The sequence below is a fragment of the Paenibacillus amylolyticus genome (assembly GCF_001570725.1).
Taxonomy (GTDB): domain Bacteria; phylum Bacillota; class Bacilli; order Paenibacillales; family Paenibacillaceae; genus Paenibacillus; species Paenibacillus amylolyticus_A.
This window is the reverse complement of record NZ_BCNV01000001.1, coordinates 1,804,452-1,826,942: the sequence shown is the minus strand read 5'-3', so window position 1 is coordinate 1,826,942 and position 22,491 is coordinate 1,804,452. Positions and strand designations below refer to the sequence as shown.

20 protein-coding genes and 1 riboswitch are annotated in these 22,491 nt (G+C 43.3%); of the genes, 3 read left to right on the top strand and 17 right to left on the bottom strand.

Annotated features, from left to right (window positions below; translation table 11 throughout):
• Positions 1-150 precede the first annotated feature (150 nt).
• Positions 151-1,167: a zinc-dependent alcohol dehydrogenase gene (locus PAHA3_RS08200; protein ID WP_062834288.1), complete on the top strand. Its 1,017-nt coding sequence runs from the start codon at positions 151-153 to the stop codon at positions 1,165-1,167.
• 120 nt (positions 1,168-1,287) lie between these two features.
• Here the strand turns inward: PAHA3_RS08200 and PAHA3_RS08195 are convergent, their stop codons facing one another.
• Positions 1,288-2,307, bottom strand: coding sequence for a Gfo/Idh/MocA family oxidoreductase (locus tag PAHA3_RS08195; RefSeq protein WP_062834287.1), 1,020 nt, complete (start codon positions 2,305-2,307; stop codon positions 1,288-1,290).
• Positions 2,308-2,486: 179 nt separating this feature from the next.
• On the opposite strand from PAHA3_RS08195, the gene PAHA3_RS08190 reads away from it, so the two are divergent.
• Positions 2,487-3,356 carry a MurR/RpiR family transcriptional regulator gene (locus tag PAHA3_RS08190; RefSeq protein ID WP_062834286.1) on the top strand — a complete coding sequence of 290 codons (870 nt, stop codon included), beginning with the start codon at positions 2,487-2,489 and terminating at the stop codon, positions 3,354-3,356.
• A 23-nt stretch (positions 3,357-3,379) separates the two neighbouring features.
• Here PAHA3_RS08190 and PAHA3_RS08185 read toward each other — a convergent pair whose 3' ends face one another.
• From PAHA3_RS08185 to PAHA3_RS08160, 6 genes are all read right to left on the bottom strand, one after another.
• Positions 3,380-3,733, bottom strand: coding sequence for an MmcQ/YjbR family DNA-binding protein (locus PAHA3_RS08185; RefSeq protein WP_062834285.1), 354 nt, complete (start codon positions 3,731-3,733; stop codon positions 3,380-3,382).
• Between the two features lie 142 nt (positions 3,734-3,875).
• Entirely contained in the window at positions 3,876-5,276 is a 1,401-nt protein-coding gene (locus PAHA3_RS08180; RefSeq protein ID WP_062834284.1) for a DEAD/DEAH box helicase, read from the bottom strand.
• 116 nt (positions 5,277-5,392) lie between these two features.
• Positions 5,393-5,707 (bottom strand): DMT family transporter, encoded by a 315-nt coding sequence (locus PAHA3_RS08175; protein WP_062834283.1) that lies wholly within the window; start codon positions 5,705-5,707, stop codon positions 5,393-5,395.
• Complete coding sequence (locus PAHA3_RS08170) at positions 5,707-6,045, bottom strand: DMT family transporter (RefSeq protein WP_062834282.1); 339 nt, start codon at positions 6,043-6,045, stop codon at positions 5,707-5,709. The genes PAHA3_RS08175 and PAHA3_RS08170 overlap by 1 nt, the downstream gene beginning before the upstream one ends.
• Positions 6,046-6,145: 100 nt before the next feature.
• Positions 6,146-6,246, bottom strand: a riboswitch (guanidine-I (ykkC/yxkD leader).
• A gap of 70 nt (positions 6,247-6,316) precedes the next feature.
• Entirely contained in the window at positions 6,317-6,946 is a 630-nt protein-coding gene (locus PAHA3_RS08165) for a pentapeptide repeat-containing protein (protein ID WP_062834281.1), read from the bottom strand.
• Between the two features lie 11 nt (positions 6,947-6,957).
• Positions 6,958-7,722, bottom strand: a complete 765-nt coding sequence (locus PAHA3_RS08160; protein ID WP_062834280.1) for a class I SAM-dependent methyltransferase — start codon at positions 7,720-7,722, stop codon at positions 6,958-6,960.
• Positions 7,723-8,252: 530 nt separating this feature from the next.
• Here PAHA3_RS08160 and PAHA3_RS08155 point away from each other — a divergent pair.
• Complete coding sequence (locus tag PAHA3_RS08155; protein ID WP_062834279.1) at positions 8,253-9,170, top strand: AraC family transcriptional regulator; 918 nt, start codon at positions 8,253-8,255, stop codon at positions 9,168-9,170.
• An 84-nt stretch (positions 9,171-9,254) separates the two neighbouring features.
• Here PAHA3_RS08155 and PAHA3_RS08150 read toward each other — a convergent pair whose 3' ends face one another.
• The 10 genes from PAHA3_RS08150 to PAHA3_RS08105 all read right to left on the bottom strand — a co-directional run bounded on the left by PAHA3_RS08150 (position 9,255) and on the right by PAHA3_RS08105 (position 22,475).
• A complete protein-coding gene (locus PAHA3_RS08150) occupies positions 9,255-10,334 on the bottom strand; it encodes a threonine aldolase family protein (RefSeq protein ID WP_062834278.1) in 1,080 nt (359 codons plus the stop codon).
• Positions 10,331-10,753, bottom strand: coding sequence for a MarR family winged helix-turn-helix transcriptional regulator (locus tag PAHA3_RS08145; protein WP_036670809.1), 423 nt, complete (start codon positions 10,751-10,753; stop codon positions 10,331-10,333). Before PAHA3_RS08145 ends, PAHA3_RS08150 begins: the two co-directional genes overlap by 4 nt.
• A gap of 250 nt (positions 10,754-11,003) precedes the next feature.
• Positions 11,004-12,722 carry an ABC transporter ATP-binding protein gene (locus PAHA3_RS08140; protein ID WP_062834277.1) on the bottom strand — a complete coding sequence of 573 codons (1,719 nt, stop codon included), beginning with the start codon at positions 12,720-12,722 and terminating at the stop codon, positions 11,004-11,006.
• Between the two features lie 2 nt (positions 12,723-12,724).
• Positions 12,725-13,099, bottom strand: a complete 375-nt coding sequence (locus PAHA3_RS08135) for a hypothetical protein (RefSeq protein WP_235599389.1) — start codon at positions 13,097-13,099, stop codon at positions 12,725-12,727.
• 174 nt (positions 13,100-13,273) lie between these two features.
• On the bottom strand, positions 13,274-14,215 hold the full coding sequence (locus PAHA3_RS08130; RefSeq protein ID WP_062834276.1) for an alpha/beta hydrolase: 942 nt from the start codon (positions 14,213-14,215) through the stop codon (positions 13,274-13,276).
• Positions 14,216-14,272: 57 nt separating this feature from the next.
• Positions 14,273-16,396: a serine hydrolase domain-containing protein gene (locus PAHA3_RS08125; protein WP_062834275.1), complete on the bottom strand. Its 2,124-nt coding sequence runs from the start codon at positions 16,394-16,396 to the stop codon at positions 14,273-14,275.
• A 218-nt stretch (positions 16,397-16,614) separates the two neighbouring features.
• Complete coding sequence (locus PAHA3_RS08120; RefSeq protein ID WP_062834274.1) at positions 16,615-18,705, bottom strand: serine hydrolase domain-containing protein; 2,091 nt, start codon at positions 18,703-18,705, stop codon at positions 16,615-16,617.
• Positions 18,706-18,744: 39 nt separating this feature from the next.
• A complete protein-coding gene (locus PAHA3_RS08115; RefSeq protein WP_062834273.1) occupies positions 18,745-20,199 on the bottom strand; it encodes an alpha/beta hydrolase family protein in 1,455 nt (484 codons plus the stop codon).
• Positions 20,200-20,325: 126 nt separating this feature from the next.
• Positions 20,326-21,309: an alpha/beta hydrolase gene (locus tag PAHA3_RS08110; protein ID WP_062834272.1), complete on the bottom strand. Its 984-nt coding sequence runs from the start codon at positions 21,307-21,309 to the stop codon at positions 20,326-20,328.
• 164 nt (positions 21,310-21,473) lie between these two features.
• A complete protein-coding gene (locus tag PAHA3_RS08105; protein ID WP_062834271.1) occupies positions 21,474-22,475 on the bottom strand; it encodes an alpha/beta hydrolase in 1,002 nt (333 codons plus the stop codon).
• Between the last annotated feature and the right edge of the window lie 16 nt (positions 22,476-22,491).

Below are 22,491 nucleotides of genomic sequence, written 5' to 3'. Positions count from 1 at the left end.
TAAAAAATTGTTTAAACCGTCTATCTATCATCTCTTAAATTAATATCTCACAAACAATATTCAAACAACACGGAAACATCGCTGCATCATGATAAACGTACTCAGTCGCTCAAGAAGTGAATGATAATCAGTCCTAAGGAGTGAGTCATGATGAAAGCAGCTATTTATTATGGAAAAAATGATATTCGTGTGGAAGAAAAACCAATGCCAGTTGTCGGTCCAACCGATGTTCTGGTACGAAATCTGCGCGGTGGAATCTGCGGAACTGATATTAACATTGTTAAAGTGGGTCAAGGGGATATGGGCATCAGCCTAGGCTCTGAATTTGGACATGAGATGGTTGGTGAAATTGTTGAGATTGGCTCTGACGTTGCTTTGGAGATTCACATCGGGATGCGTGTAGGCATTAATCCCATTACCGCCAAAAAAGTTGGAAGACGCAAATCCCTGGAATGCTCCGGATTCTCCCAGTACGTTCTGGTGGAGGAAGCCAAGCTTAATTATAACTTGTATGAAATAGATGCAAGTGTCCCGGCAGAAGTAGCCTCATTAATTGAACCTATGAGTGTAGGACGACATGGCGCTTTCAGTGCAGATCCGAAGCCTGAAGATCGGATTGTCGTCATGGGCGCGGGTCCGATTGGCCTGCTGGCTGCTGCAAGTCTGATTGCTGAGGGAATGAAACAGGTATGTGTTGTGGATATCGATGAATGGCGTCTCGCCAAAGCTGCAGGACTCGGTGCTCTGACCTTGAATACCTCGACTACTACCCTCGAAGAGGGACTTGCTGGACACTACGGCACCGTGAACGTATACGGCGTTGAGGTGCCGAATGTCGATGTATTTATCGATGCGGCTGGTGCTCCCGTGTTGTTCGAGAAGATCATGAAGATCGTCAAACCGCAGGCCAGAATCTCCATTATTGCCGTATATAAAACCGAGGTGCCCATCAGCCTGCAACAGGTGATGTCCAAAGAAGTGCAAGTGAAAGGTTCCAGTGGATACACGCACGAGGATTTCAGTAAGGTTGTGGAACATCTGACCCACTTCCATCCTGAATTATCTACTCTTGTAACACAGGTATACAAACTGGATGATATCAAGGAAGCCTTTAATACAGCGATTCAGGCCAAAGGAACGGTTAAAGTGGTTGTGGATTTAACTTAACTTAATTGAGATTATTTGAAATCGAATGACAAAAGCCACCAAAAGGTGGCTTTTGTCATTCATCTTAACTTACTTATTCTTCGAGACTGATCTATAATCGTAAGCTCAATGCTTGTTTGTTTACTTGCACGCGGCTATAGCTTGTTCCAGAATCCCCATCGCCGTAATCGTTTCTTCATCTTGGATGACCTTATCCTTGCCATGTACAATGGCTTGATAGATATCGTCATACACTCGAGCGTAGTCGCCAATCTCCGAAACCACTTTTTCCTCATGATAGATTCCTTCATCATCCAGATAGGTCAAGACGCCATAGTGCTGCGGGAGATCCACGCCAAAATCAGCATGTCCCTTGGGCAGATAAAACAATTTCAGATGTTCCTCCTGCCGATCCTCCGTTTGTTTCACGAACACACCCTTCTTGCCATATACCACAAAGCTTGGACGGGGCTTCAAGCGGAAAAAGCTTGATTTGACGGACACTTTGAGTGAGGAATAATAAAAGTCCAGGTCAAAGTAATCGTTCATTCTTCCCTCACCAAGCAGTTGACGCACATCGGAATGGATCGTATCCGGCTTGCCAAAGTAGGATAACACCTGGTCGATGGTATGCACCCCATGTCCGTATAGATAGCTGTGATATTTGGAAAAATGAGAGATGTTGTTCGGGATTTCCGGACGGTAGTAATCGTAGTGCATCTCTATTTCCAGCAGATCCCCCAGCTTCCCTGATTCAATCACTTTCTTCGTTGTAAGGAAGTCCGAATCATAACGTCTGTTCTGATAACACTGAATCACCAGATTTTTCTCTTTCGCGTATTGGAAGATAGATATGGCTTCGGCTTGGGTTAACATGAACGGTTTTTCCACAAGCACATGTTTGCCGTGATCGAGTGCCATTTTCGCGTATGAGTAATGGGACTCTGTATGAGTGCAGACCACCACCAATTGAATCTCCTCATCATTCATCATCGTGGAGACATCATCCGTGTAGTTTACGTCAGGTATACGATCCCACTCGGTTTTATCCAGATTGCGTGCGTATATGGTTTTTACGTTCAGATGATCCCTATTCAATGAAAAAGGAAGATGGTATCGATTCGTGCTCTTGCCATTACCAATGTATCCGATGGTTAACATAATCATTCCCCCCAAGGCTCTTTTTCATTTATTATAAAAGAAGACAGCTCTGAATATAGGCTTTGCCTCCATAACGGTACAATCGACCATTTTTAGGTATGCCTGACGGTCTGTCTGTAAACAAAATGTTTAATGAACGCCCGTAATCGACGTTATTCAACTTACCTGGGGTGAACTTAATGAAAATACTAACTCAATTAACCGACATGCATAACTTTACACCGAATGAAAAAAGCATTGCTTCTTACATATTGACGCATAAGGACCGTATTCTTCATTTAAATGTGCAAGAACTCGCGAAAGTCACCTATACCTCGCATTCAGCAATTAATCGACTCGTTCACAAACTTGAACTCACTGGCTTCAAAGAATTCATCATCAGACTTGCCCGGGAATTTGAACAGGACTCCGCCCAGAACATATCCAATGTGGACCCTAATTATCCGTTCAGTCTGGGTGAGTCTTCGCTTCAGGTGGCAAAAGAAATTGCCGAATTAATGAAGGAAACCATCGAGAAGAATGTGGCCTATATGGACGATGACTTGCTGTCACTTACAGCGCAATTATTGGATCGGGCTGAACGGATATTCATCTACGCCATGGGCGATTCACAGATTCGGGCGAAAAGTTTTCAAAATAAATTGTTCAAAATCAATAAATATGTAGTCATTGCCACGGAGCTGTCTGAATGGGCGCACCATACCGTCAACTTGACCACAAAAGATTGTGCCATTTTCCTTACCTATCATGGAAAATCTCAGAGTTATATTACAGCGGCCCATCATTTTAAGCGCGAACACATTCCTTTTATCACCATCACAGCAACCAGCCACAGCGAACTGGCGAAGCTCAGCACGATCTGTATCCGAGTTCCCAATGATGAAGTGAAGCTTGCCAAGATCGGATCCTTTTCTTCCCAAATTGCTTTTGAATACGTGTTAAACGTCATCTACTCTTGTATCTATAAAATCAACTACGCGACGAATAGGCAGACTTCAGCCGAGACATATGAGAAACTCCAGGTCAGTGACCTGTTAAGTGACGATTAATGTAAGTTACATGAAATGCTTCACTATTCGGCCAGAGATTCCCGAACGCTTTTCGGAAGGGATTTGACAACCATATCATAAGAGTGATCAATCATGACGTAGATATCCTCATCTGACAAGGAACCATCCAGTGTAATGGTATTCCAGTGTTTTTTGTTCATATGATATCCTGGTTGAACGGCTTCATGCTGCTCTCTCAGATTCTCTGCAATAATGGGATCACATTTTAAGTTCAAGCGACAGTTCTTTTCTTTGTTATCAAATATAAGCGCGAACATCTTACCCGCAACCTTAATCACGACTGGATCAGTTCCAAATGGATAATCCTTGGTCGCCCCTTTCTTCTTCAAGCTGTATTTAATCATCGTATCCTTCAAGTCAGTACCTCCCTTTCACCAGTGGACGATATAATGATACCGAATGTAAGTTCGTATGTAAATAAGCTTGTTACACATAAAAGCACATAATAAAACCTCCTCCAAATGAATGGAGAAGGTTTTATCTGGATTTATTTAAATCTTAATTGGCTCTATCGTTTCTTGTTTTGCTGCTGCGGCTGAACGAGCCATTATTGGGTTTACTGCTACTGCTGTGTGATCTACTGCCGTTGGATCTAGCATCGTTTGAACGACTACTAGTCGTTTTACCACTCTTGGCAAACCACTCGGATTTTGGCTTGCGTGCCGGGTTCGCCTTGGACTTGGCCGGTTTGCCTGCAGATGATTTGTTAAAGGCAGGTTTACCGCCTGGTGCTTTGTTCGTTTTTTCAAACACAGGTACACCTGTCATTGGATACGGATGACCTTTCACTTCAGGAATCGTCTTCTTGATTACTTTCTCGATATCCCTCAGGAATGGAAGTTCGTCTTTCTCACAGAATGAGATGGCCATCCCGCTTTTCCCTGCTCTACCTGTACGTCCAATACGGTGAACATACGTTTCCGGAATGTTAGGCAGGTTAAAGTTGATGACATGCGACAGTTCTTCCACGTCAATTCCTCTTGCCGCGATATCCGTCGCCACCAGTACTCGCGTGGCCCCACTCTTGAAGTTGTTCAGTGCCCGTTGTCGCTCGTTCTGAGACTTATTGCCATGAATAGCCTGTGCCGTAACATTCACCTTGGCCAAATCACGTGTAACCCGGTCAGCGCCGCGCTTCGTGCGTGTGAACACCAATGCCGTGACGATGGATTTATCCTCCAAAATTTGGTTCAACATCTGCTGCTTCTTGCCATTCTCCAGCAAATATATAGACTGCTCAATGCGGTCCACTGTCGAAGATACCGGTGTAATTTCCACTTTGACTGGATCAACCAGCAAGGTTTTAACCATTTTGGTGATTTCAGGAGGCATCGTAGCTGAGAAGAACAGCGTCTGCTTCTTGTTTGGCATCTTGGCAATGATTCTTTTCACATCATGAATGAAGCCCATGTCCAACATCCGGTCTGCTTCATCCAGAACGAGAATCTCAACCATCTTCAGATCAATACGCTTCTGGTTAATCAGATCGTTCAATCTGCCAGGCGTTGCGATAATAATATCTGCACCTTGATTCAGTGCACGCTCTTGTACTTTTTGCGAAACACCACCAACGATAGCCGTACAACGGATGTCCGTATACCGACTATATACCTTGATGTTATCCGCGATTTGAATCGCGAGTTCTCTTGTTGGTGTCAAAATCAATGAGCGAATATGTCGTGCGGACTTGGGTCCTTTGGATCTTTCGCTTAATAATTGAATGATTGGCACCGAAAATGCTGCCGTCTTGCCCGTTCCTGTCTGTGCACATCCCAGCAGATCTCTGCCAGCTAATACAGCTGGTATGGCCTGTTCCTGTATAGGGGTAGGATTAGTATAGTTTGCTTTGTTTAACCCTTCCATAATAGAGGGGATAATATTTAAGTCCTTAAATGTCATGTTGTCTCCTTCATTTACGCACATCTATCAATAAGACGTATCTTTTATTTCACACGTAACGTATAAGGATACCATTAAAAACGTAATCTGTACATTATCTTTTTAATTCCACTTATTTAACTAACCAATTTAAGACCGACTGCCGATCCGAGCACCATAGCGATAAACAGAATTCTTAGGGCATTGCGAGGTTCTCCGTAAAACACCATGCCAAGAATAGCACCGCCAGAGGCTCCGATTCCCGTCCATACCGCATATGCTGTCCCCATCGGAAGAGTTTCCATCGCAAGGGACAGGAACAGGAAGCTTAAACCAAACCCGGCTATCAATAAAACCAGTGAAATGAAATTACGGTCTTTGTGCAACTTGTTTATCATCAGCACTCCGATCATCTCAAATACGCCTGCCAAGACAAGAAATACCCAGTTCATTATAGCTGCACCTCCTTATTCTTCTCTTTACTTAGCATTTTAAGCCCAATTACGCCGAGTAAAAGTACACCAATGAGTATCATTTTTCCGGTTTGCACAGGTGCATTAAACAAAACAATCTCTGCAAGCACTGTACCTGCGGTACCCAGGCCAACGAAAACTGCGTATACGGTTCCCACGGGCAGTGTCCGCGAAGCTGCAATCATTAAGGAAAAACTAATGATAATCGCAACGAGTGTAAGCCCCCATTCCAGCAGACCACTGGCATGTTTCAATCCAATGACCCAACCCACTTCAAACAAAGCAGCAATCACAACCGACATCCATGTTTTATTCATTCCTGTAACACTCCTTCTCTAATTCATTTTTTTCACCTAGTATGGGTAAATTAGCGTAAAAACAAAAAAAGCCCGGGAAACAAACTGCATGTAGCAGTTCATCTCCCAGGCTTTTATCCCTCCGTGGCACAACCAACAGGTTGCGGGTTTTCTCTCGGACCAGACCGACACAACCGCCGCGGAACCCTAGAAAACCTGTTTTTATTCTAATGTGTCTCCAATTATACACACTTCTACTATCTTGGCAACCCTAATATTATGGTCATGCCATTTATTTAATAATGATGCCCATTAATCCTACAAATGTAGCGGCTTGATGTGGTGAGATCACACAGCCGTTGAGATCTTCCATGGTCAGCACCAAGGAGTCAAATTGGCAATCGCTAAGATCCAAATCCTTCATTTTGGTCCCCGTCATGGAAGCTTGGTCGATGTTACATTGACTGAACTCCATTTTTTGAAGTGCAAGATAGGCAAAGTCCGCACCAATCAAGGAACATTCCGAGAAGGAGACCTGTTTCAGATGGGCAAAACGGAAATTGCTGTAGTCTCCTAAGCCATGAAGGAAATTGACATTTTGCAATCGACTATTGGAAAAATCAGTTCCGACAAACTTGCAGTTATGCCATTCGATCCGGTGCATGAAGGCACCAGAGAGATTGACATTGGAGAAATCGCAGTGTTCGAACCGGACGTCGGTGAATTCAAATTGTTCCAAGGTAGACTCCGAGATCGTCACATGTCTAAATACAACATTTTCAAAGGAAACCTTACTCGCTTCCTGTTGATCCAATGTAATATTCTCGATCAGTTTGTGTTTGTACTCCACTTTGGATTCGAGAAATACAATCGTTTCCGGTTCGAGCAACTGCTCCTGAAGCTTTGGTTTGTCCACTCTCATACCGCATTCCCCTATTCCTTAACAGCTACGACTCGCAATCGGCTTCTGTCCAAATACCATTGTCCATCCCGCATCAGTTGTGGCTGTACTTTTTTCTCAACAGCTTCCATAATAACATCCTGTACCGCAGGTGTGATACCGCTGAATAAATACTCTGCAAAGCTGGTCAACCACTTTCTGGCACCTGGCTTGAACGGGGTAAATTGGTCCACGTGCTGGGCCAGACTAACTCGAAAACCGTTTTGCTCCAGTAAATTCGCATATTCGCCAATGGTTGGGTGATACCACGGATTCCGACCTTCCCATTTGTATCCACGGGCATCCAGTTCTTCCCGTACCGCTGTAATTAATATAGCTGTGTTGCCATTTGCAGCAAACTCAGCCACGAATCGCCCGCCCGTCTTGAGCGCTAACTGTATTGATTGTACTACAGCTGGTGCATCCTTTATCCAATGCAGAACGGCATGAGAGAAAACCGCATCAAACAGTTCTTCTGTCTGATAATCACAAGCATTTTCGACTTGAAAATTTATATCCGGGTATTTCTGTTTAGCTTGCCTAATCGTATCCTCTGAAAAATCTATACCTGCTGGCAGTGCTCCTGCCGCTGCAATTTTGGCTGTCAGATCCCCGTTGCCGCAACCTACATCAAGGATTCTTTCCCCATGTGATGGCTGGAGCAAGGATAAGATAGGTGTTCCCTGTAACGTTGTAAACGGAATGGAATGACCACTCCACGGTTCGTTCGCTTGATCGGATGAATGTCCGTTATTCATAGAATATAATCTCCTCTTCAATCAAGGATCTAATGTATCTATAATAACTTTAATATAACGAAACTGTCAATTCACTTCTAAGATCATTATAAAAAAATAGCCGCCGGGTGGCGACCTTAACATTAAAAATTCGGATCATCTGAAATTTCCTATTTCAATGCACGTTTTCTCCTTGAATTTGTTTTGTAAAAGGATGTTGTCTCCACCTCTTCGGAAACGAGCTCTAACCAGCATGTGAAGTATATATCTCGATGTACGGAATTCTCTTCCAACTTGATCTGTGATTCGAGCCTGTCAATCAAAATTCCCCTGACCTGGATTGATAACCACTTCATCACCTTGTTCACCCAACTTTTCAAATAAACTTTAATTGCTTGACTCTGTTAACATACTCTTAGTATGCCGAGTCATGGGTTGCGAGCGGTATATCAATCGTCTTAATTGATTGCCTGATCCTCTCAGGCCCCCTTTTGGTTCTGTACGGTAAGCTTTATAATGTAACTAGGTTAAACCCGTGAGGAGGAATACGTATGACCGAAGAATTATCTCAACCAAAACAGGAATTGAGTGACCTGATTGAACGCCATTCCAATCATAATGGTGCAATGGAAACGGCGATTCCTTCCCTGTTTGTTTATCACCATTCAAGGATTAGCGAGCCAGCATACAGAGTATATAAACCTTCATTTTGTGTGATTGTTCAAGGGTTGAAAGAAGTATTGCTCGCGCAGGAGCGTTATGAATATGGACCTTCCAATTATCTGATTGCTTCCATGAATCTCCCGGTTATCGGGCAGATTATCAAGGCATCCGCCGATGCACCCTACTTAAGTCTCAAGCTTGAATTCACACCGAACCAAATTCTCGAAGTACTGAACGAATGCAATATCAAGGTAACTTTCAACGAAAACGCCAGACGAGCCATGTTCGTAGGTCAGATGGAATCGTCCATTGAGGACGCTGTACTCCGGCTTGTCCGATTGCTGGATACGCCGGGAGAAATTCCGTTCCTTGCTCCGTTATACGTTAAAGAAATTCTGTTCCGCCTCCTTCAGGGACCCTACGGAGGAGAATTGGCGCAGATTGCAGTGGAAGGCAGCAGCACATATCGGATTAGGGAATCGATCGAGTACATCGTTCACCATTGGGAACAGCCATTTCGCATTGAAGATCTGGCTGAGACCGCCAGCATGAGCGTCTCTTCATTCCATCGTCACTTCAAAGAGATCACAGCCATGAGCCCATTACAATTCCAGAAACAATTAAGATTACAGGAAGCCCGGCGACTCCTGATGGCCGAATCTGCAGATGCAGCAGATGTAGCGTTCCGGGTTGGCTACGAGAGTGCCTCTCAATTTAGCCGCGAATATGCACGCATGTTCGGTGCACCGCCAAGAGCTGATATCCGACGGTTGAAAGAGAAATATGATATCGTCTTGAGTGAATAACCGAGATATGCACTCTCTATCTCAAAAAAGCAAACCAAAAGAGGACAACCCCAACGGGTTGTCCTCTTTTCAGTAAATTCAAATTTAAACCAATGCTTCGACCCGTTCAGGCACGTGGATCTCTTCGTGCAATAATTGAGCGATGTCACGAGTCAGTGCATCCACATTCTCCTGCCGAGTTGCCCAGCTGGTACAGAATCGCACCGCACTGTGTGTATCGTCAACCTTTTCCCAGAAGGAGAACGTATAACCACTGCGTAATTTCTCAAGCAACAGATTAGGTAGAATCGGAAACTGCTGGTTGGTTGGTGAGTCGTATAGGAAGCGTACTCCCTGCTGTTCGAGTGAATCATGAATTCTCAAGGCCATATCCACGGCATGACGGGAAATATCAAGATACAGACCGTCTTCGAACAAGGTTTCGAATTGGATTCCGAGCAATCTGCCCTTGGCGAGCAGACCCCCTTTTTGTTTGATCATATAACGAAAATCAGGTTTGAGCGCATCATTCAGGATAACAACCGCCTCTCCCATCAATGCCCCAATCTTGGTTCCGCCGATGTAAAATACATCGCACAAGCGTGCAAGATCAGCAAGTGTCATATCGCAATCTAGGGAGGCAAGTGCATATCCAAGACGTGCTCCATCCACGAAAAATGGAAGACCACATGCTCTGCTGACTGTATGCAATGCTTGCAGTTCTGCCTTACTGTACATCGTTCCATTCTCTGTTGGCTGAGATATGTAGACCATGCCTGGCTGTACACAATGTTCCGGTGACGACTCGTTCATGTGCGCATCGTAGACTGCCCTAACCTGCTCTGGCGTGATCTTTCCGTCCTCGCTTGGAACCGTGAGCACCTTATGCCCCGTAGCTTCAATAGCTCCCGTCTCATGAACCGCAATGTGTCCAGATGTCGCAGCAATTACACCTTGAAATGGACGCAAAATAGAGGCAATCACCGTTGTATTCGTCTGTGTACCACCAACCAAGAAATGAACATCAGCCTGCTCATTGTCACAGGCCTGACGAATAAGCATTCTCGCACGTTCACAGTGTTCATCCGTACCATACCCGCTCGTCTGTTCCATGTTGGTTTCCATCAGTTTTTGTAAAATACGTTCATGCGCACCTTCATTATAATCACATTCAAATCGTATCATCGTGTTGTCTCTCCTGCTTTCTTGTTCAACTTCTCTTGTATGTTCATCATGGAGGTGTATACCTCTTGAATTTCTTCTTCATTCAATTCTTGCATTAATTTCAGAATCTGTTGGTCGGATCGATCATTCAATTGGGCATACAGTTCCTCACCCTTGGCTGTCAGACGAATCAGACTGACCCGGCTGTCGGCAGCAGAATCCACTTTCACCAGCAGTCCTTCCTTGGACAGCTTGTTCACGATTCGGCTCATATAACTGCGATCAATAGTCAGTGTATCCACCAAATTGTTCGCAATGCTCTCTCCCCGAATTCCAATCTCAATAATGACCCGTACTTCTGCAAACGAATAACCTGTTCCGAGAATATGCTTGTCGAGTACACCGAGTATGTTGGTATAAAAACGGTTAAAACGTCGCATGTCAGCCAGTATATCTGGATTTATGTACTGAGAGTCGATGTCAAACCCTCCTTTTTAGTGGACATTGTCAACATTATAATAATCACGTTTGTGGACGTTGTCAACATTATCTTTTCCTTAGCATTTGATAACCTCATTTTTAACATCCAAACAGAAAAAAAACCGCGCATAAGCGCGGCAAGGTTTACTTCATTTAGGTACAAGGTTGTACTGTCATCGGAGTGGCCAATGTAAATTCAATTTACATGGATTAAGAGTGACTATATTGCACCTGATGAAGACGGCTATATATGCCTCCAGCGGCGACCAATTCCTCATGGTTACCCTGTTCAGCGATGCCATCTGTGTTCACTACGATAATTCGATCCGCATTCTTGATCGTCGTCAGTCTGTGCGCAATCACGAGTGTTGTTCTACCCACCGACAATTCTGCGAGTGATTGCTGGATAAGTGCTTCCGTTTCCGTATCCAAAGCAGAGGTTGCCTCATCCAGAATAAGAATGGGTGGATTTTTCAGGAACATACGAGCAATGGATAACCGTTGTTTTTGTCCTCCGGACAGCTTCACTCCACGCTCTCCAATGACCGTATCCATACCGTCTGGCAACGTAAGAATTAATTCCTCCAACGAGGCACGACGGGCGGCATCCCAGATTTGTTCATCCGTTGCACGCAGGTCACCATAAGCAATATTCTCCTTAATGGTCCCCGAGAACAAAAACACATCCTGTTGAACAATTCCGATATGCTTGCGCAACGATTGAAGTTTAACGTCCCGAATATCCACACCATCTACAGTGATGCGACCCTCTTCTACCTCATAGAATCGTGGCAACAGGCTGCAGATCGTCGTCTTGCCTGCTCCCGAAGGCCCAACAAAAGCCACCGTTTCGCCTGGTCGAACGGACAGACTGATATCACTCAGAATACGCCGACTGGATTCATATCCGAACGAGACGTTCTCAAAGCGAATATCACCCTTCACACTTTCGAATTCAACGGCGTTTTTGCTATCCGCAATTTCAGGTTCTGTATCAATAATCTCCAGATACCGTTTGAAACCAGCGATGCCCTTTGGATAACTTTCTATGACGGCATTGATTTTCTCAATCGGGCGGAAGAAGATATTGGATAAAAGCAGGAAGGCCATAAAGTCACCCATATTGATTCTGCCATCGATATAAAACCAAGCCCCGCTGATCATGACAAACACCGTAACCAGTCGCATCATCATATAACTGACCGAGATACTTTTCGCCATCGTTTTGTAGGCAAGCAGTTTGGTTTTACGGAAATTCTGATTATCCACCGCAAAAAGCTCTTTCTCATGTTCTTCGTTGGCGAACGATTGCACAACACGCATGCCACCAACGTTATCTTCAATGCGTGCATTGAAATTGCCGACGTCTCCGAAAAGTCGCCGATACGTTTTCGTCATCCGCCCGCCAAATACGATAATGACCCAAGCCATAATCGGGATAATGATAAAGGTAAGCAGCGCAAGCTCCAGATTAATGTTAGCCATCAGCCAGAACGATCCGATTAACGTCATCACTGCGATGAACACATCTTCCGGTCCATGGTGAGCCACCTCACCGATATCATTCAGATCATTCGTCAGATGACCAATTAAGTGGCCTGTTTTACGATTATCAAAGAAACGGAAGGACAACTTCTGCAAGTGAGCGAACATCTTCTCACGCATGTTGGTCTCAATATTAATGCCAAGCATATGTCCCCAATATGTAACGACATAGTTCAATACGGTATTAAGTGCATAGATGGATAACAGCACAACGCAGGCAAGCATAATAAGAGGCCAATCCTGACCTGGCAACAATTCATTAATGAATTTGCTTACGGCAAGGGGGAAAGCCAACTCCAGAAGCCCTGCGAGTACAGCGCATCCAAAATCAATTAAAAACAGTTTTTTATAGGGACGATAATACGAAAAAAAACGACGAATCATACTTATTCACTCTCACTCTCCAGATCCTTATTGGGAATTACATCTTCATTTTGCAACTCGAAAAGGTGAATATACTCGTCGATGACCTGATCAATGGCTTTCAACTCCCCACTAATCATTGGGCGAATATGTTCGTACTCCTCCTGTCCAAGTTGTCTGGCGAGCGTCGTTCTTCGATTCTGCATCTGCTCCAGAAATACAAGAATCCGACCGCGGCGGAATGTTTGCGCACCATGGCCCCGTTTTCCCTGATGTTCACCATGTCCTCTGCCACGTCTTGAACGCTCGCCACGTTGCTCATTTTCACTCATATCACGTTTCGGACGCTCACCTTGACGTACACTTCGATCCGTTTCATTCATATCACGATCTCTCATTTTGCCACCTCCATTGCGCGTATACATTTGTATACAACGCATTCATGTATACGATTGTATACGCGATGACAAGAGGTGTCAACCTTAATTTTCCAATAAAGTAACACGCATGTATGTTCATCATCTCTTCAACCAAAAAAAGCCGCGATTTCGCGACTTCTTTGGTTGGCGACACTACTTTATCTCACTCATAAACTTCCTATATTCTTGAACCATTTCTTTGGATCGGGTGTGATGCAAATAATGATCTCCCTCGAATGTCATCACTTTTCCATGCACAGAATCTTTGACTTGCTCTTCATGCAAGGGAATCCATCCTTCCGTTTCCGTATCATTCGCTTGTAAAAAGAAAATCACAGGAAGATCTTTGGGGAAGGACAAGTTCTCAGCTGCTTTGAAATTAGGACCGAAATTTTCGCCTTCATTCAGGTTGTTCGGATTAAACGTATTTTTGAGTGAAAGTATTCTAATTTGTTCTCTGGTTTCATCATCAACGTTAGGTGCAATCAATTGATCAGGGGCCAGTTTCATTAACAATCGGTAGAATCCTGATTTTTTAAGCAGTTTGTACGTTTCGGTTGGAAATGGATCATCATTACCACCCTGCGTTGGAACGCTGCTATCAATCCCGACAAAGGCACTTACTTCGTTTGGATATTTGTTTACATAATCCAGTCCGTAAATTCCTGAAATGGAGTGACCCATGAGCGTGTAATGATGAATATTAAGCTGCTGTAACGCTTCGTGAATTTCATTAACCATATTTTCAGTTGTACGCTCTTTTTCAGTTACATCACTTAATCCATAACCGAAAGGCTCAATGACAACAACTTTGTAAAATGGCGATAGCTCATCAATTAGCGGTTTAAAATCAAGGGCTGGGGCTGGTGTTCCATATCCGGGAAGTAATACGACCGTTTCTTCGCCTTTTCCTTGAATTAACACATTCATGTTTTTCCCGTCAACCGCTACGGACTGACCATAGGGTTTTATCTTCCCTTCCTCCGATTTATTGCTAAACACATTAACGATAAAAACAGTGGCAATAAATAATGCAATAGCGATAACAATGGCTCCGAATATTTTGAGCAAAATGATTAATATTTTTTTCATCATGATGGTTCTCTCCTGTTGAGTTCGTTTGTTGTACAACTGTTTGGAGCTCCATTCATATTACTTCTTTAATGAAATTTCAAATCGGGAGCCAGCCTCACCTGCAAATACAATACGGCCGTTTTCCGGTAAGACAACTTCGTTCTTACCGCTGACCACGGTGTAATTGATACAAATTCCCGTCTGGTCGTATACGGCAAAGGCGCTATTTGCGGGTATTTTCACCGTCATGACTTTTCCTTTCGCATTCACTGGTACCGAAAACCATTTAGCGTATCCATCTGCTTGAATGGTTGTTGCGGATTGTTTACCCGGATAGATGGGTTTTACAAGTTCCTCACTGGCGTATACATAACCCAAAGCTGTAAGATACTCTCCTCCGTCCTTTTTAGAGAAATGAATGGCCATCGTATCGCGTCCGGCAGTACCCGGAATTTGTAATGGATTAACTGCTTCATTTGCTCCAATAATCTTATTATTGGACATATAGCCTGGATTCTCTTGATTCAGCTGAATAGGCAGGATTGATGAAGCATTGAGATAGACCATGGATGTGTATTTCTCATTCACCAGGTAATATTTTTTACCATCACGCTTTTCCCATGCGGCCGTAACCTCTTTGGATAATTCATTGGCTTCAAGCTTCTCCGCATTATATTCTGAGAAAGCCAGCTGTCCGAGCCCTGGAACGGATATATAAGATCGAGACCACAGGTAGGTATTCCCGTTTTTCTCCACAACGAATTTCAACTTTTCTGTACCTTCGTCGTTAACAAAAGTACCATCTGCTGTATAGGTGTATTCTTGAGCCGGATTGCTCGGAGCAGTAAGTGAAGATACAGTCAGTTGTCCAGCCGGATTTATTTTGATCTTCGTAACTGAATTATTGCCACCATATATACCTGCAAACTTGGAGATTTCCATAGGCATTTCTGCCTTCACGGGTACGCCAAATGATTTTTCCGGCTTCCGTTCTGTAATAACTCCCTTTTCCTCAAGTGCGCTGAGTAATAATTCATTCGCAATGAATTGATTGGTTAAGCTCGACCCGCCCGAAGAGATTACGGCTGCAGCCATGTTGTGTTCCGGGAGTACCGTTAATGAAGACTGATAAGATAACGTATCTCCGCCTTTCATAACAGCCTTTATGCCGTATTCATTGAATGGGAACAAATTCACACTATCCCACCCTAACCCGTAAGACATAAGCGTATCGCTATCCTCTGACCACATGCCTCTTTTATACTCTTCTTGCTCCATAGCTTGTACAGACTTACTGGAAAGAATGCCCTTGACCTCTCCCGTGAAGATTCGTGAGAATTTGACCAGATCTTCAGCGGTGGAATACAGACCTCCAGTCGCGATGATATTATAATTCTCTTTTGGAAGTTGTCCCGCATAAAAAGGGGAATAGATTCCCGCCATTTCTGTCGGGTTAACCACATCCTGTGGCGTCTTGGTATGATTCATATCCAAAGGCTCCGTAAAATACTTGTGTATAAATGCGGTATAACCCATGCCACTAACTCTTTCGACCAAAATCTCGGCTAATGTAAAGCCATCGTTGCTGTAGACGGAGTATGCGCCGGGATCTGCCTTCAGGTTTTGATTCGCCAATTGCTCCAGTAATGTATCATGTGAATACGTGTCATTATCTCCGTACAAGGTGGCATTGTTGAATGAACTTCCCAGAAGACCGGAGGAATGATTTAGCAACATGCGGGGTGTGATCTGTTTGTATCGGTTATCTTTCATTTTAAAGTCAGGCATATAGTTCACAACAGGCACATCCAAATCGATTTTGCCTTCGTCAACCAGCTTCATTACAGCGGCAGTAAGCATCATTTTACTGGTTGAACCGATACCATAGATGGTGTTCGAAGTAAGAGGCACCTTATCGTTTAGATCGTTCTTGCCCGTTTGACCAGACACCACAATTTCTCCACCATCGATGAGTGCATATTGAAGACTCGTCGTACCGTACGTCTCGGTTAGTAGTTTGGCTTTTTCGATCACGGCTTTCTTCGTTGTCTCATACGTAAGTTCACTGTTGTTATTCATGGCAGCCGGTGCGGCCATTGCAGATAGCGGGGCTAACATGGTTAATACTAGAGTTAAAGCTGCAATTGAAGTTCGTTTTTTGCCTGTTCTCTTGACCACGTTCATTTTCTCTTGTTGTATCATTGCATCTTCTCCTGTCAGTATCTCTTAATTAGAGTATCTTGCTTTGGTGCTAAAATAAGCTTAACGAATATAAATGTACTGCTCGTGACGTCTATATGAACCGAATATGAACAGGCAAAATAATTTGAATACATCATGATTCATGATCCTGGATTCTTCCTTTTTTCGCCATAAAAATATCCCCTTTAAGTAGACACTTAAAGGGGATAAACACTCGTCTATTTCAATGAAATTTCAAATTTGGAATCCACGTCACCTGCAAATACAATGCGGCCGTTTTCAGGTAAAACAACCTCATTTTTACCGCTGATGACGGTGTGATTAATACAAACACCCTTTTGATCATATACGGCAAAGGCGCCATTTGCAGGCATCTTCACCGTCATGACTTTTCCTTTCACCGTTGCGGGTATCGAAAACCATTTCGCATACCCGTCTGCTTGAATCGTAGTTACCGATTGTTTGCCCGAATAGAGTGGTTTTACAAGCTCCTCACTGGCGTATACGCTACCTACGGCTTCAATGTACTCTACTCCATTCTTTTCGGAGAAATAAATCTCCTTGGTATCACGTCCAGCCATGCCAGGGATTTGCAGCTCCGTGACTGCTTTGTTGGCTCCAATAATCTTACTATTGGACATATACCCTGGAGTCTCTTCGTTCATATGAAAAGAGAGAATTGGTGATGAATGGAGATAGACCGTTGATGTATATTTCTGATTGATCACGTAATATCTTTTACCTTCACGCTGCTCCCATGAGGCGGTAATGTCCTGGGGTAATTCATTGGCTTCCAGCTTCTCCGCTGTATATTCGGAGAAAGCCAACTGTCCAAGTCCTGGCAAGGATATATAAGAGCGAGACCACAGATACGTGCTTCCGTTCTGCTCCGTCACGAATTTCAACTTTTCTGTGCCTTCATCGTTCACAAAAGTACCATCCGCTGTATAGGTATATTCTTGAGCCGGATTACTCGGAGCTGTGAGTGAGGATACAGTCAGTTGTCCAGCATGATTCATTTCGATCTTCTTAACCGAATTATTAGCACCGTATATGCCGGCATTCATGGATACTTCTTTAGGCATATCCGCCTTCACGGGCACGCCAAATGATTTTTCCGGCTTCCGTTCTGTAATGATGCCCTTTTCCTCAAGTGCGCTAAGTAATAATTCACTCGCAATGAACTGATCTCTGGCACTTGTCCCACCTGATGAGGTAACGGCTGCAGCCAGATTATATTCCGGCAGTACGATTAATGAGGAGTGATACGATATCGTATCCCCACCTTTCGTAATGGCCTTGATGCCATATTCACTGAATGGGAACAGGTTCACACTATCCCACCCTAACCCGTAAGATATAGACGTATCGCTTTCCTCCGGCCACATGCCTCTTTTGTATTCTTCTTGCGCCATGGCTTCGACCGACTTACTGGAAAGAATACCTTCGACCTCTCCCGTGAAAATTTGTGAAAATTTCACCAGATCTTCAGCCGTAGAATAGATGCCTCCCGTAGCGATGATATTATAATTCTCTTGTGGAAGCTGACCTTCAACCAAAGGAGAATAGATTCCCGCCATGTCTGCCGGGTCAACCACATCCTGTGGTGTTTTGGTATGCTTCATATCCAGAGGCTCCGTAATATAGTGGTGTATAAAATTCGTAAAACTCATGCCGCTGACACGTTCAACCATAATCTCGGCCAGCGTAAAACCGTCGTTACTATACACCGAATATGCCCCCGGATCTGCCTTCAGGTTTTGCTTCGCTAATTGATCGAGAAACGTATCGTGTGAATACGTATCATTATCCCCGTACAATGTAGCATTGCTACCCGTGCTGCCTAGCAGACCGGAGGAATGATTCAACAGCATGCGCGGTGTGATTTGTGTGTAGCGATGATCTTTCATTTTAAAATCAGGTAAATAGTTCACAACAGGCAGATCCAAGTTAATCTTTTCCTCATCAACCAGCTTCATTACAGCGGCTGTAAGCACCATTTTGCTAGTTGATCCTATGCCATAGATCGTATTGGAAGTAAGTGGCACCTTGTCCTTTAGATCGTTCTTGCCTGTCTGACCAGACACCACAATCTCTCCACCATCGATTAATGCATACTGCACACTGGTCGTATCATACGTCTCGGTAAGGATCTTCGCTTTCTCGGCTACTATTTTCTTGGTTGGTTCATACGTCAGATTGCTGTTGTTACTCGTAGCTGGTGCGGCCATGACTGACATTGGAGCTAACATCGTTAACACCAGCGTTAGGGCGGTGATTGAAGTGCGTTTTCCCTTTTGTCGTCCCATTCACATCATCTCCTGAGTTTACATGTTTGTTTTGGTTGATTAGAGCTCTTCTGGGTCTACAAATTTCACCTCCGGATACAAATCGTTCGGTCCCTGAATCAAATCTCCACCGGTACCTTTCAGTTGCTTGTTAAAGAAATCGAGTACATATTCGTTTACGATGTTTGATCCTCTTTTACCATTGATATCTCCTGTGATCCCGGACAGTTTAACCAGCTCCGAATAGAATTGAAGGTCCGTGAAATTGAAGTGCTGGGTTCCTTCTACATACATTACACGTCCCCCCTGATTGATCACATTTTTCATAATGTGCAGCTCATCTGAAAGAGATTTGGTTACTTCATCATCCGAAGTTCTATCCTTTTCAAAATTGGCTAACCAGTCTTCAAAACTTCCCGATCGGATGAACATAAACGGCTTGTTTATATCATCTCTATTTTCCACTTCATATAATGACCCATCCATATTAACCCCAGCCTTGATTCGAGGATCTAAATACGTTGCATTAAACGCGGTTGCACCCCCAAAAGAATGACCCATCGCGCCGATGTGATCTAGATCTATTTTTCCTTTAAACTGACTTTCGATTGCACCTGAATTCAGCTTTACGATTTGATCGATTACAAACTCCACGTCTTTCGTCCATATATCCCCTGTTTTTGTACGTTCATCTAGTGTAGTCGTACTTTTTTTATAATCCGTTACACGGCCGTCTGGAAAAAGGGTAGCAAAGGTGCTATACGTATGATCGATGGTGACCACGATATACCCATGACTGGCCAGATTCTCGGCCTGTGATGCATGTAGAACTCTACTGGTTCCCATACCATGAGATAGTAGTACCAAGGGATAAGGACTTGCAGAAGGTACTATTTCTACATTTTCATAAGAGTTGGTTTGACTATACTTCCAGTAGTTGAGCACAAATTCAGGCAGTTTTAAAGAAGTAGAGAAGCTCTGAATATACTTTTTGAACATTTCTTTATCTTTTGGAAACAGCGTGTCACGCTTGTTGTTATTCATGTTCTCAGTAGGGTACCAGAATTGAACCATTAGTTCCCTCTTGTCGCTTTGATCTTCAGTGAAGGCTTCGTCTCTGTTCTGGTCTGTTAAATGAAATGTTTGAGTACCTACTTTCTCCGGACCATCAAGCTTCGGCAAATTAAAGACAGGTAAGTATACAGACAAGACAGTAGAACCAACAAGCAGAATGACGATTAAGGAAGATAAACTATATTTCAACAACTTCCCTATTTTTAGAGTGTTCATCTTTTGGAAATGTCTCAATAAAACGATGATTATGAATAAGGCAGTCATGATATATACCACAAGCAACTGCCATCGGTATCCCTCAACCAGCAATTGAACTACGAGTATAACGCTACTTCCGATCCCCACACCCAAGCCTGTTTTCTTTGCACTTCTTTTAATAAATAGTAGGTCTATGAGTAAAGCCAAACAGGATAAAACTAAAAGTATCTCAAATAATCTCATTTAAATGCCTCTCTCATCACGGCAACGGCCGAATTGATCATATTATGGAAAAACCGTCCTACAGGACGGTTCTTCATATTCGTTAATGCATATCTGTTAAGTCACGAGTATACTTTTATACCCTATTTATTTCGCTTCGTTCAAAAAAGCTCTAACGTCTTCAGCAATTTTTTTGAATTGAGTATGGTGTAAATAATGTGAACCATCCATGGTGATTACTTTCCCATGTACCGAATCTTTGATCTGTCCTTCATGTAATGGAATCCATCCTTCTACCCCTTCATTATTCGCTTGTACAAAGAGAAGAAGTGGAAGATTTTTAGGGAAGCTTAAACCTTGAGCACCTTTAAAATTGGAATAAATATGATCCATCTCGTTTAATGACGTGGGATTATACATGTTTTTATTCGAGATCATTTTCATCTGCTCAACCGTCTGTTCATCGAATGCAAGTCCCTCATAGGGGTCCGCACCCGCCTTCATCATTAATCTTAAGAGACCTGTATTTCGGAGAAAAGCAAACGTTTTTAATGGGAACTTCGCATCTGTAATACTTGGTTGGGTAGAAACGCTGCTATCAATACCGACAAAAGCAGTTACCTCATCCGGATATTTGTTCACATAGTCAATGCCGTAAATGCCTGCAATGGAGTGACCCATGAGCATGTACTGATGAATATCAAGTTGCTGTAGAGCTTCATGAACTTCACTTACGATATTCTCTGTGGTTCTTTCTTTTTCAGTTTCATCACTTAATCCATAACCGAAAGGCTCAACTGCAACAACTTTGTAAAATGGAGATAACTCATCGATAAGCAACTTGAAATCAAGCACTGGTGTTGCTGTTCCATAACCGGGCAGAAGTACAATCGTTTCCTTGCCTTCACCTTGAATGAACACATTCATATTTTTCCCGTCTACAGATACATGCTGACCATAAGGTTCTATCTTTTTCGCCTCTGAATTGCTACTGATCACATTGGTGATATAAACAATACCTAGAAAAAGAATAATGGCGATTACGATTGCTCCTAGTACTTTAAGTATAATATTTCGTACCTTCTTGACCCTGGTTCTATTCTTGGCTTTCTTTCCTTCTGGTTGTGTCAATCTGATCTTCTCCTGTCTTGAACTGTTTGTTCATTTATCTTCTTTACTTCTAATGAAATCTTATCCAATGAAAGTGTACTGCCCGTGACGTCAATATGAACTGAATATGAACAAGCAAGAAAATGTTGCGACGTTACTGACACGGGAGCCTATACCTGATGGAGTTATTGAACTCCCACCATAAAACTCCTGAATTGTTCAGCTATTTCTTTGGCATGGGAACGGTATAAATAATGATTTGCTTCCAGCAGCACCATTTCACTACGCACAGAGTCCTCTATTAACTTCTCATGTTCGGGAACCCAATTGTCCACTGCCGGATGATGCTTTTGTACAAAGAAAAGAACCGGGAGATTGACAGGCAACGTTAGCTGTTCAGCTGTTTTAAAGTTGGAATACATGCTTACAATCTCGTTTAATTGTGTTGAATTAAACATGTTCTTTTGTATCAAAATGTTCAATTGTTCTTTGGTTTGTTCATCATACGGGAGCCCAGCATATGGATCATCACTCATTTTTAATTGCAAACGTGGGAAACCCAAGTTACGGTACCATGTAATCGGTACGATTTCTGATGCTTCAACCTTCTGTTCACTAATCGCGGGAACACTGGTGTCCAGCCCAACGTATGCACTTACTTCATCTGCATATTTGTTCACATAATCCAGACTATAGATGCCCGAGATGGAATGACCCATGAGGATGTAACGATCAATATGTAGACTCTGTAACGCTTCATGAATTTCACTGACGATATTCGCTGTACTGCGTTCCTTTTCGGTCTGATCGCTCAATCCGTAACCAAAAGGCTCAACGACGACAACTTTATAATCGGGAGATAACTCTGAAATCAGTGGCTTAAAATCAAGAGCAGGTGACGCCGTTCCAAAGCCAGGCAAAAGAACAATCGTTTCCTCACCTTCACCTTGAATGAACACATTCATATTTTTCCCGTCCACAGATACATGTTGACCATACGGCTCCATTCTTTTTTGCTCCGAATAACTACTGATTTTGTTAACGGTATACACCGTGGCTATAAAAAGTAGGATTACGATAACGATTGCGGCAAGCACTTTAAGCAAAATGCCTAACACTTTCTTTGTTTTGCTTTTATTTTGACTCTGACTCTGTACTCCTTTGTCTCCTTGATGTTTCACGTTCATCTGCTCCTATCCTCAT

Bases quoted from the DNA above. Each gene is read 5' to 3' on its own strand.
- PAHA3_RS08200 (WP_062834288.1), top strand. From the start codon at position 151: ATGAAAGCAGCTATTTATTATGGAAAAAATGATATTCGTGTGGAAGAA.
- PAHA3_RS08195 (WP_062834287.1), bottom strand. From the start codon at position 2,307: ATGTTAACCATCGGATACATTGGTAATGGCAAGAGCACGAATCGATAC.
- PAHA3_RS08190 (WP_062834286.1), top strand. From the start codon at position 2,487: ATGAAAATACTAACTCAATTAACCGACATGCATAACTTTACACCGAAT.
- PAHA3_RS08180 (WP_062834284.1), bottom strand. From the start codon at position 5,276: ATGACATTTAAGGACTTAAATATTATCCCCTCTATTATGGAAGGGTTA.
- PAHA3_RS08175 (WP_062834283.1), bottom strand. From the start codon at position 5,707: ATGAACTGGGTATTTCTTGTCTTGGCAGGCGTATTTGAGATGATCGGA.
- PAHA3_RS08170 (WP_062834282.1), bottom strand. From the start codon at position 6,045: ATGAATAAAACATGGATGTCGGTTGTGATTGCTGCTTTGTTTGAAGTG.
- PAHA3_RS08165 (WP_062834281.1), bottom strand. From the start codon at position 6,946: ATGAGAGTGGACAAACCAAAGCTTCAGGAGCAGTTGCTCGAACCGGAA.
- PAHA3_RS08160 (WP_062834280.1), bottom strand. From the start codon at position 7,722: ATGAATAACGGACATTCATCCGATCAAGCGAACGAACCGTGGAGTGGT.
- PAHA3_RS08155 (WP_062834279.1), top strand. From the start codon at position 8,253: ATGACCGAAGAATTATCTCAACCAAAACAGGAATTGAGTGACCTGATT.
- PAHA3_RS08150 (WP_062834278.1), bottom strand. From the start codon at position 10,334: ATGATACGATTTGAATGTGATTATAATGAAGGTGCGCATGAACGTATT.
- PAHA3_RS08145 (WP_036670809.1), bottom strand. From the start codon at position 10,753: ATGCGACGTTTTAACCGTTTTTATACCAACATACTCGGTGTACTCGAC.
- PAHA3_RS08140 (WP_062834277.1), bottom strand. From the start codon at position 12,722: ATGATTCGTCGTTTTTTTTCGTATTATCGTCCCTATAAAAAACTGTTT.
- PAHA3_RS08135 (WP_235599389.1), bottom strand. From the start codon at position 13,099: ATGAGAGATCGTGATATGAATGAAACGGATCGAAGTGTACGTCAAGGT.
- PAHA3_RS08130 (WP_062834276.1), bottom strand. From the start codon at position 14,215: ATGATGAAAAAAATATTAATCATTTTGCTCAAAATATTCGGAGCCATT.
- PAHA3_RS08125 (WP_062834275.1), bottom strand. From the start codon at position 16,396: ATGATACAACAAGAGAAAATGAACGTGGTCAAGAGAACAGGCAAAAAA.
- PAHA3_RS08120 (WP_062834274.1), bottom strand. From the start codon at position 18,705: ATGGGACGACAAAAGGGAAAACGCACTTCAATCACCGCCCTAACGCTG.
- PAHA3_RS08115 (WP_062834273.1), bottom strand. From the start codon at position 20,199: ATGAGATTATTTGAGATACTTTTAGTTTTATCCTGTTTGGCTTTACTC.
- PAHA3_RS08105 (WP_062834271.1), bottom strand. From the start codon at position 22,475: ATGAACGTGAAACATCAAGGAGACAAAGGAGTACAGAGTCAGAGTCAA.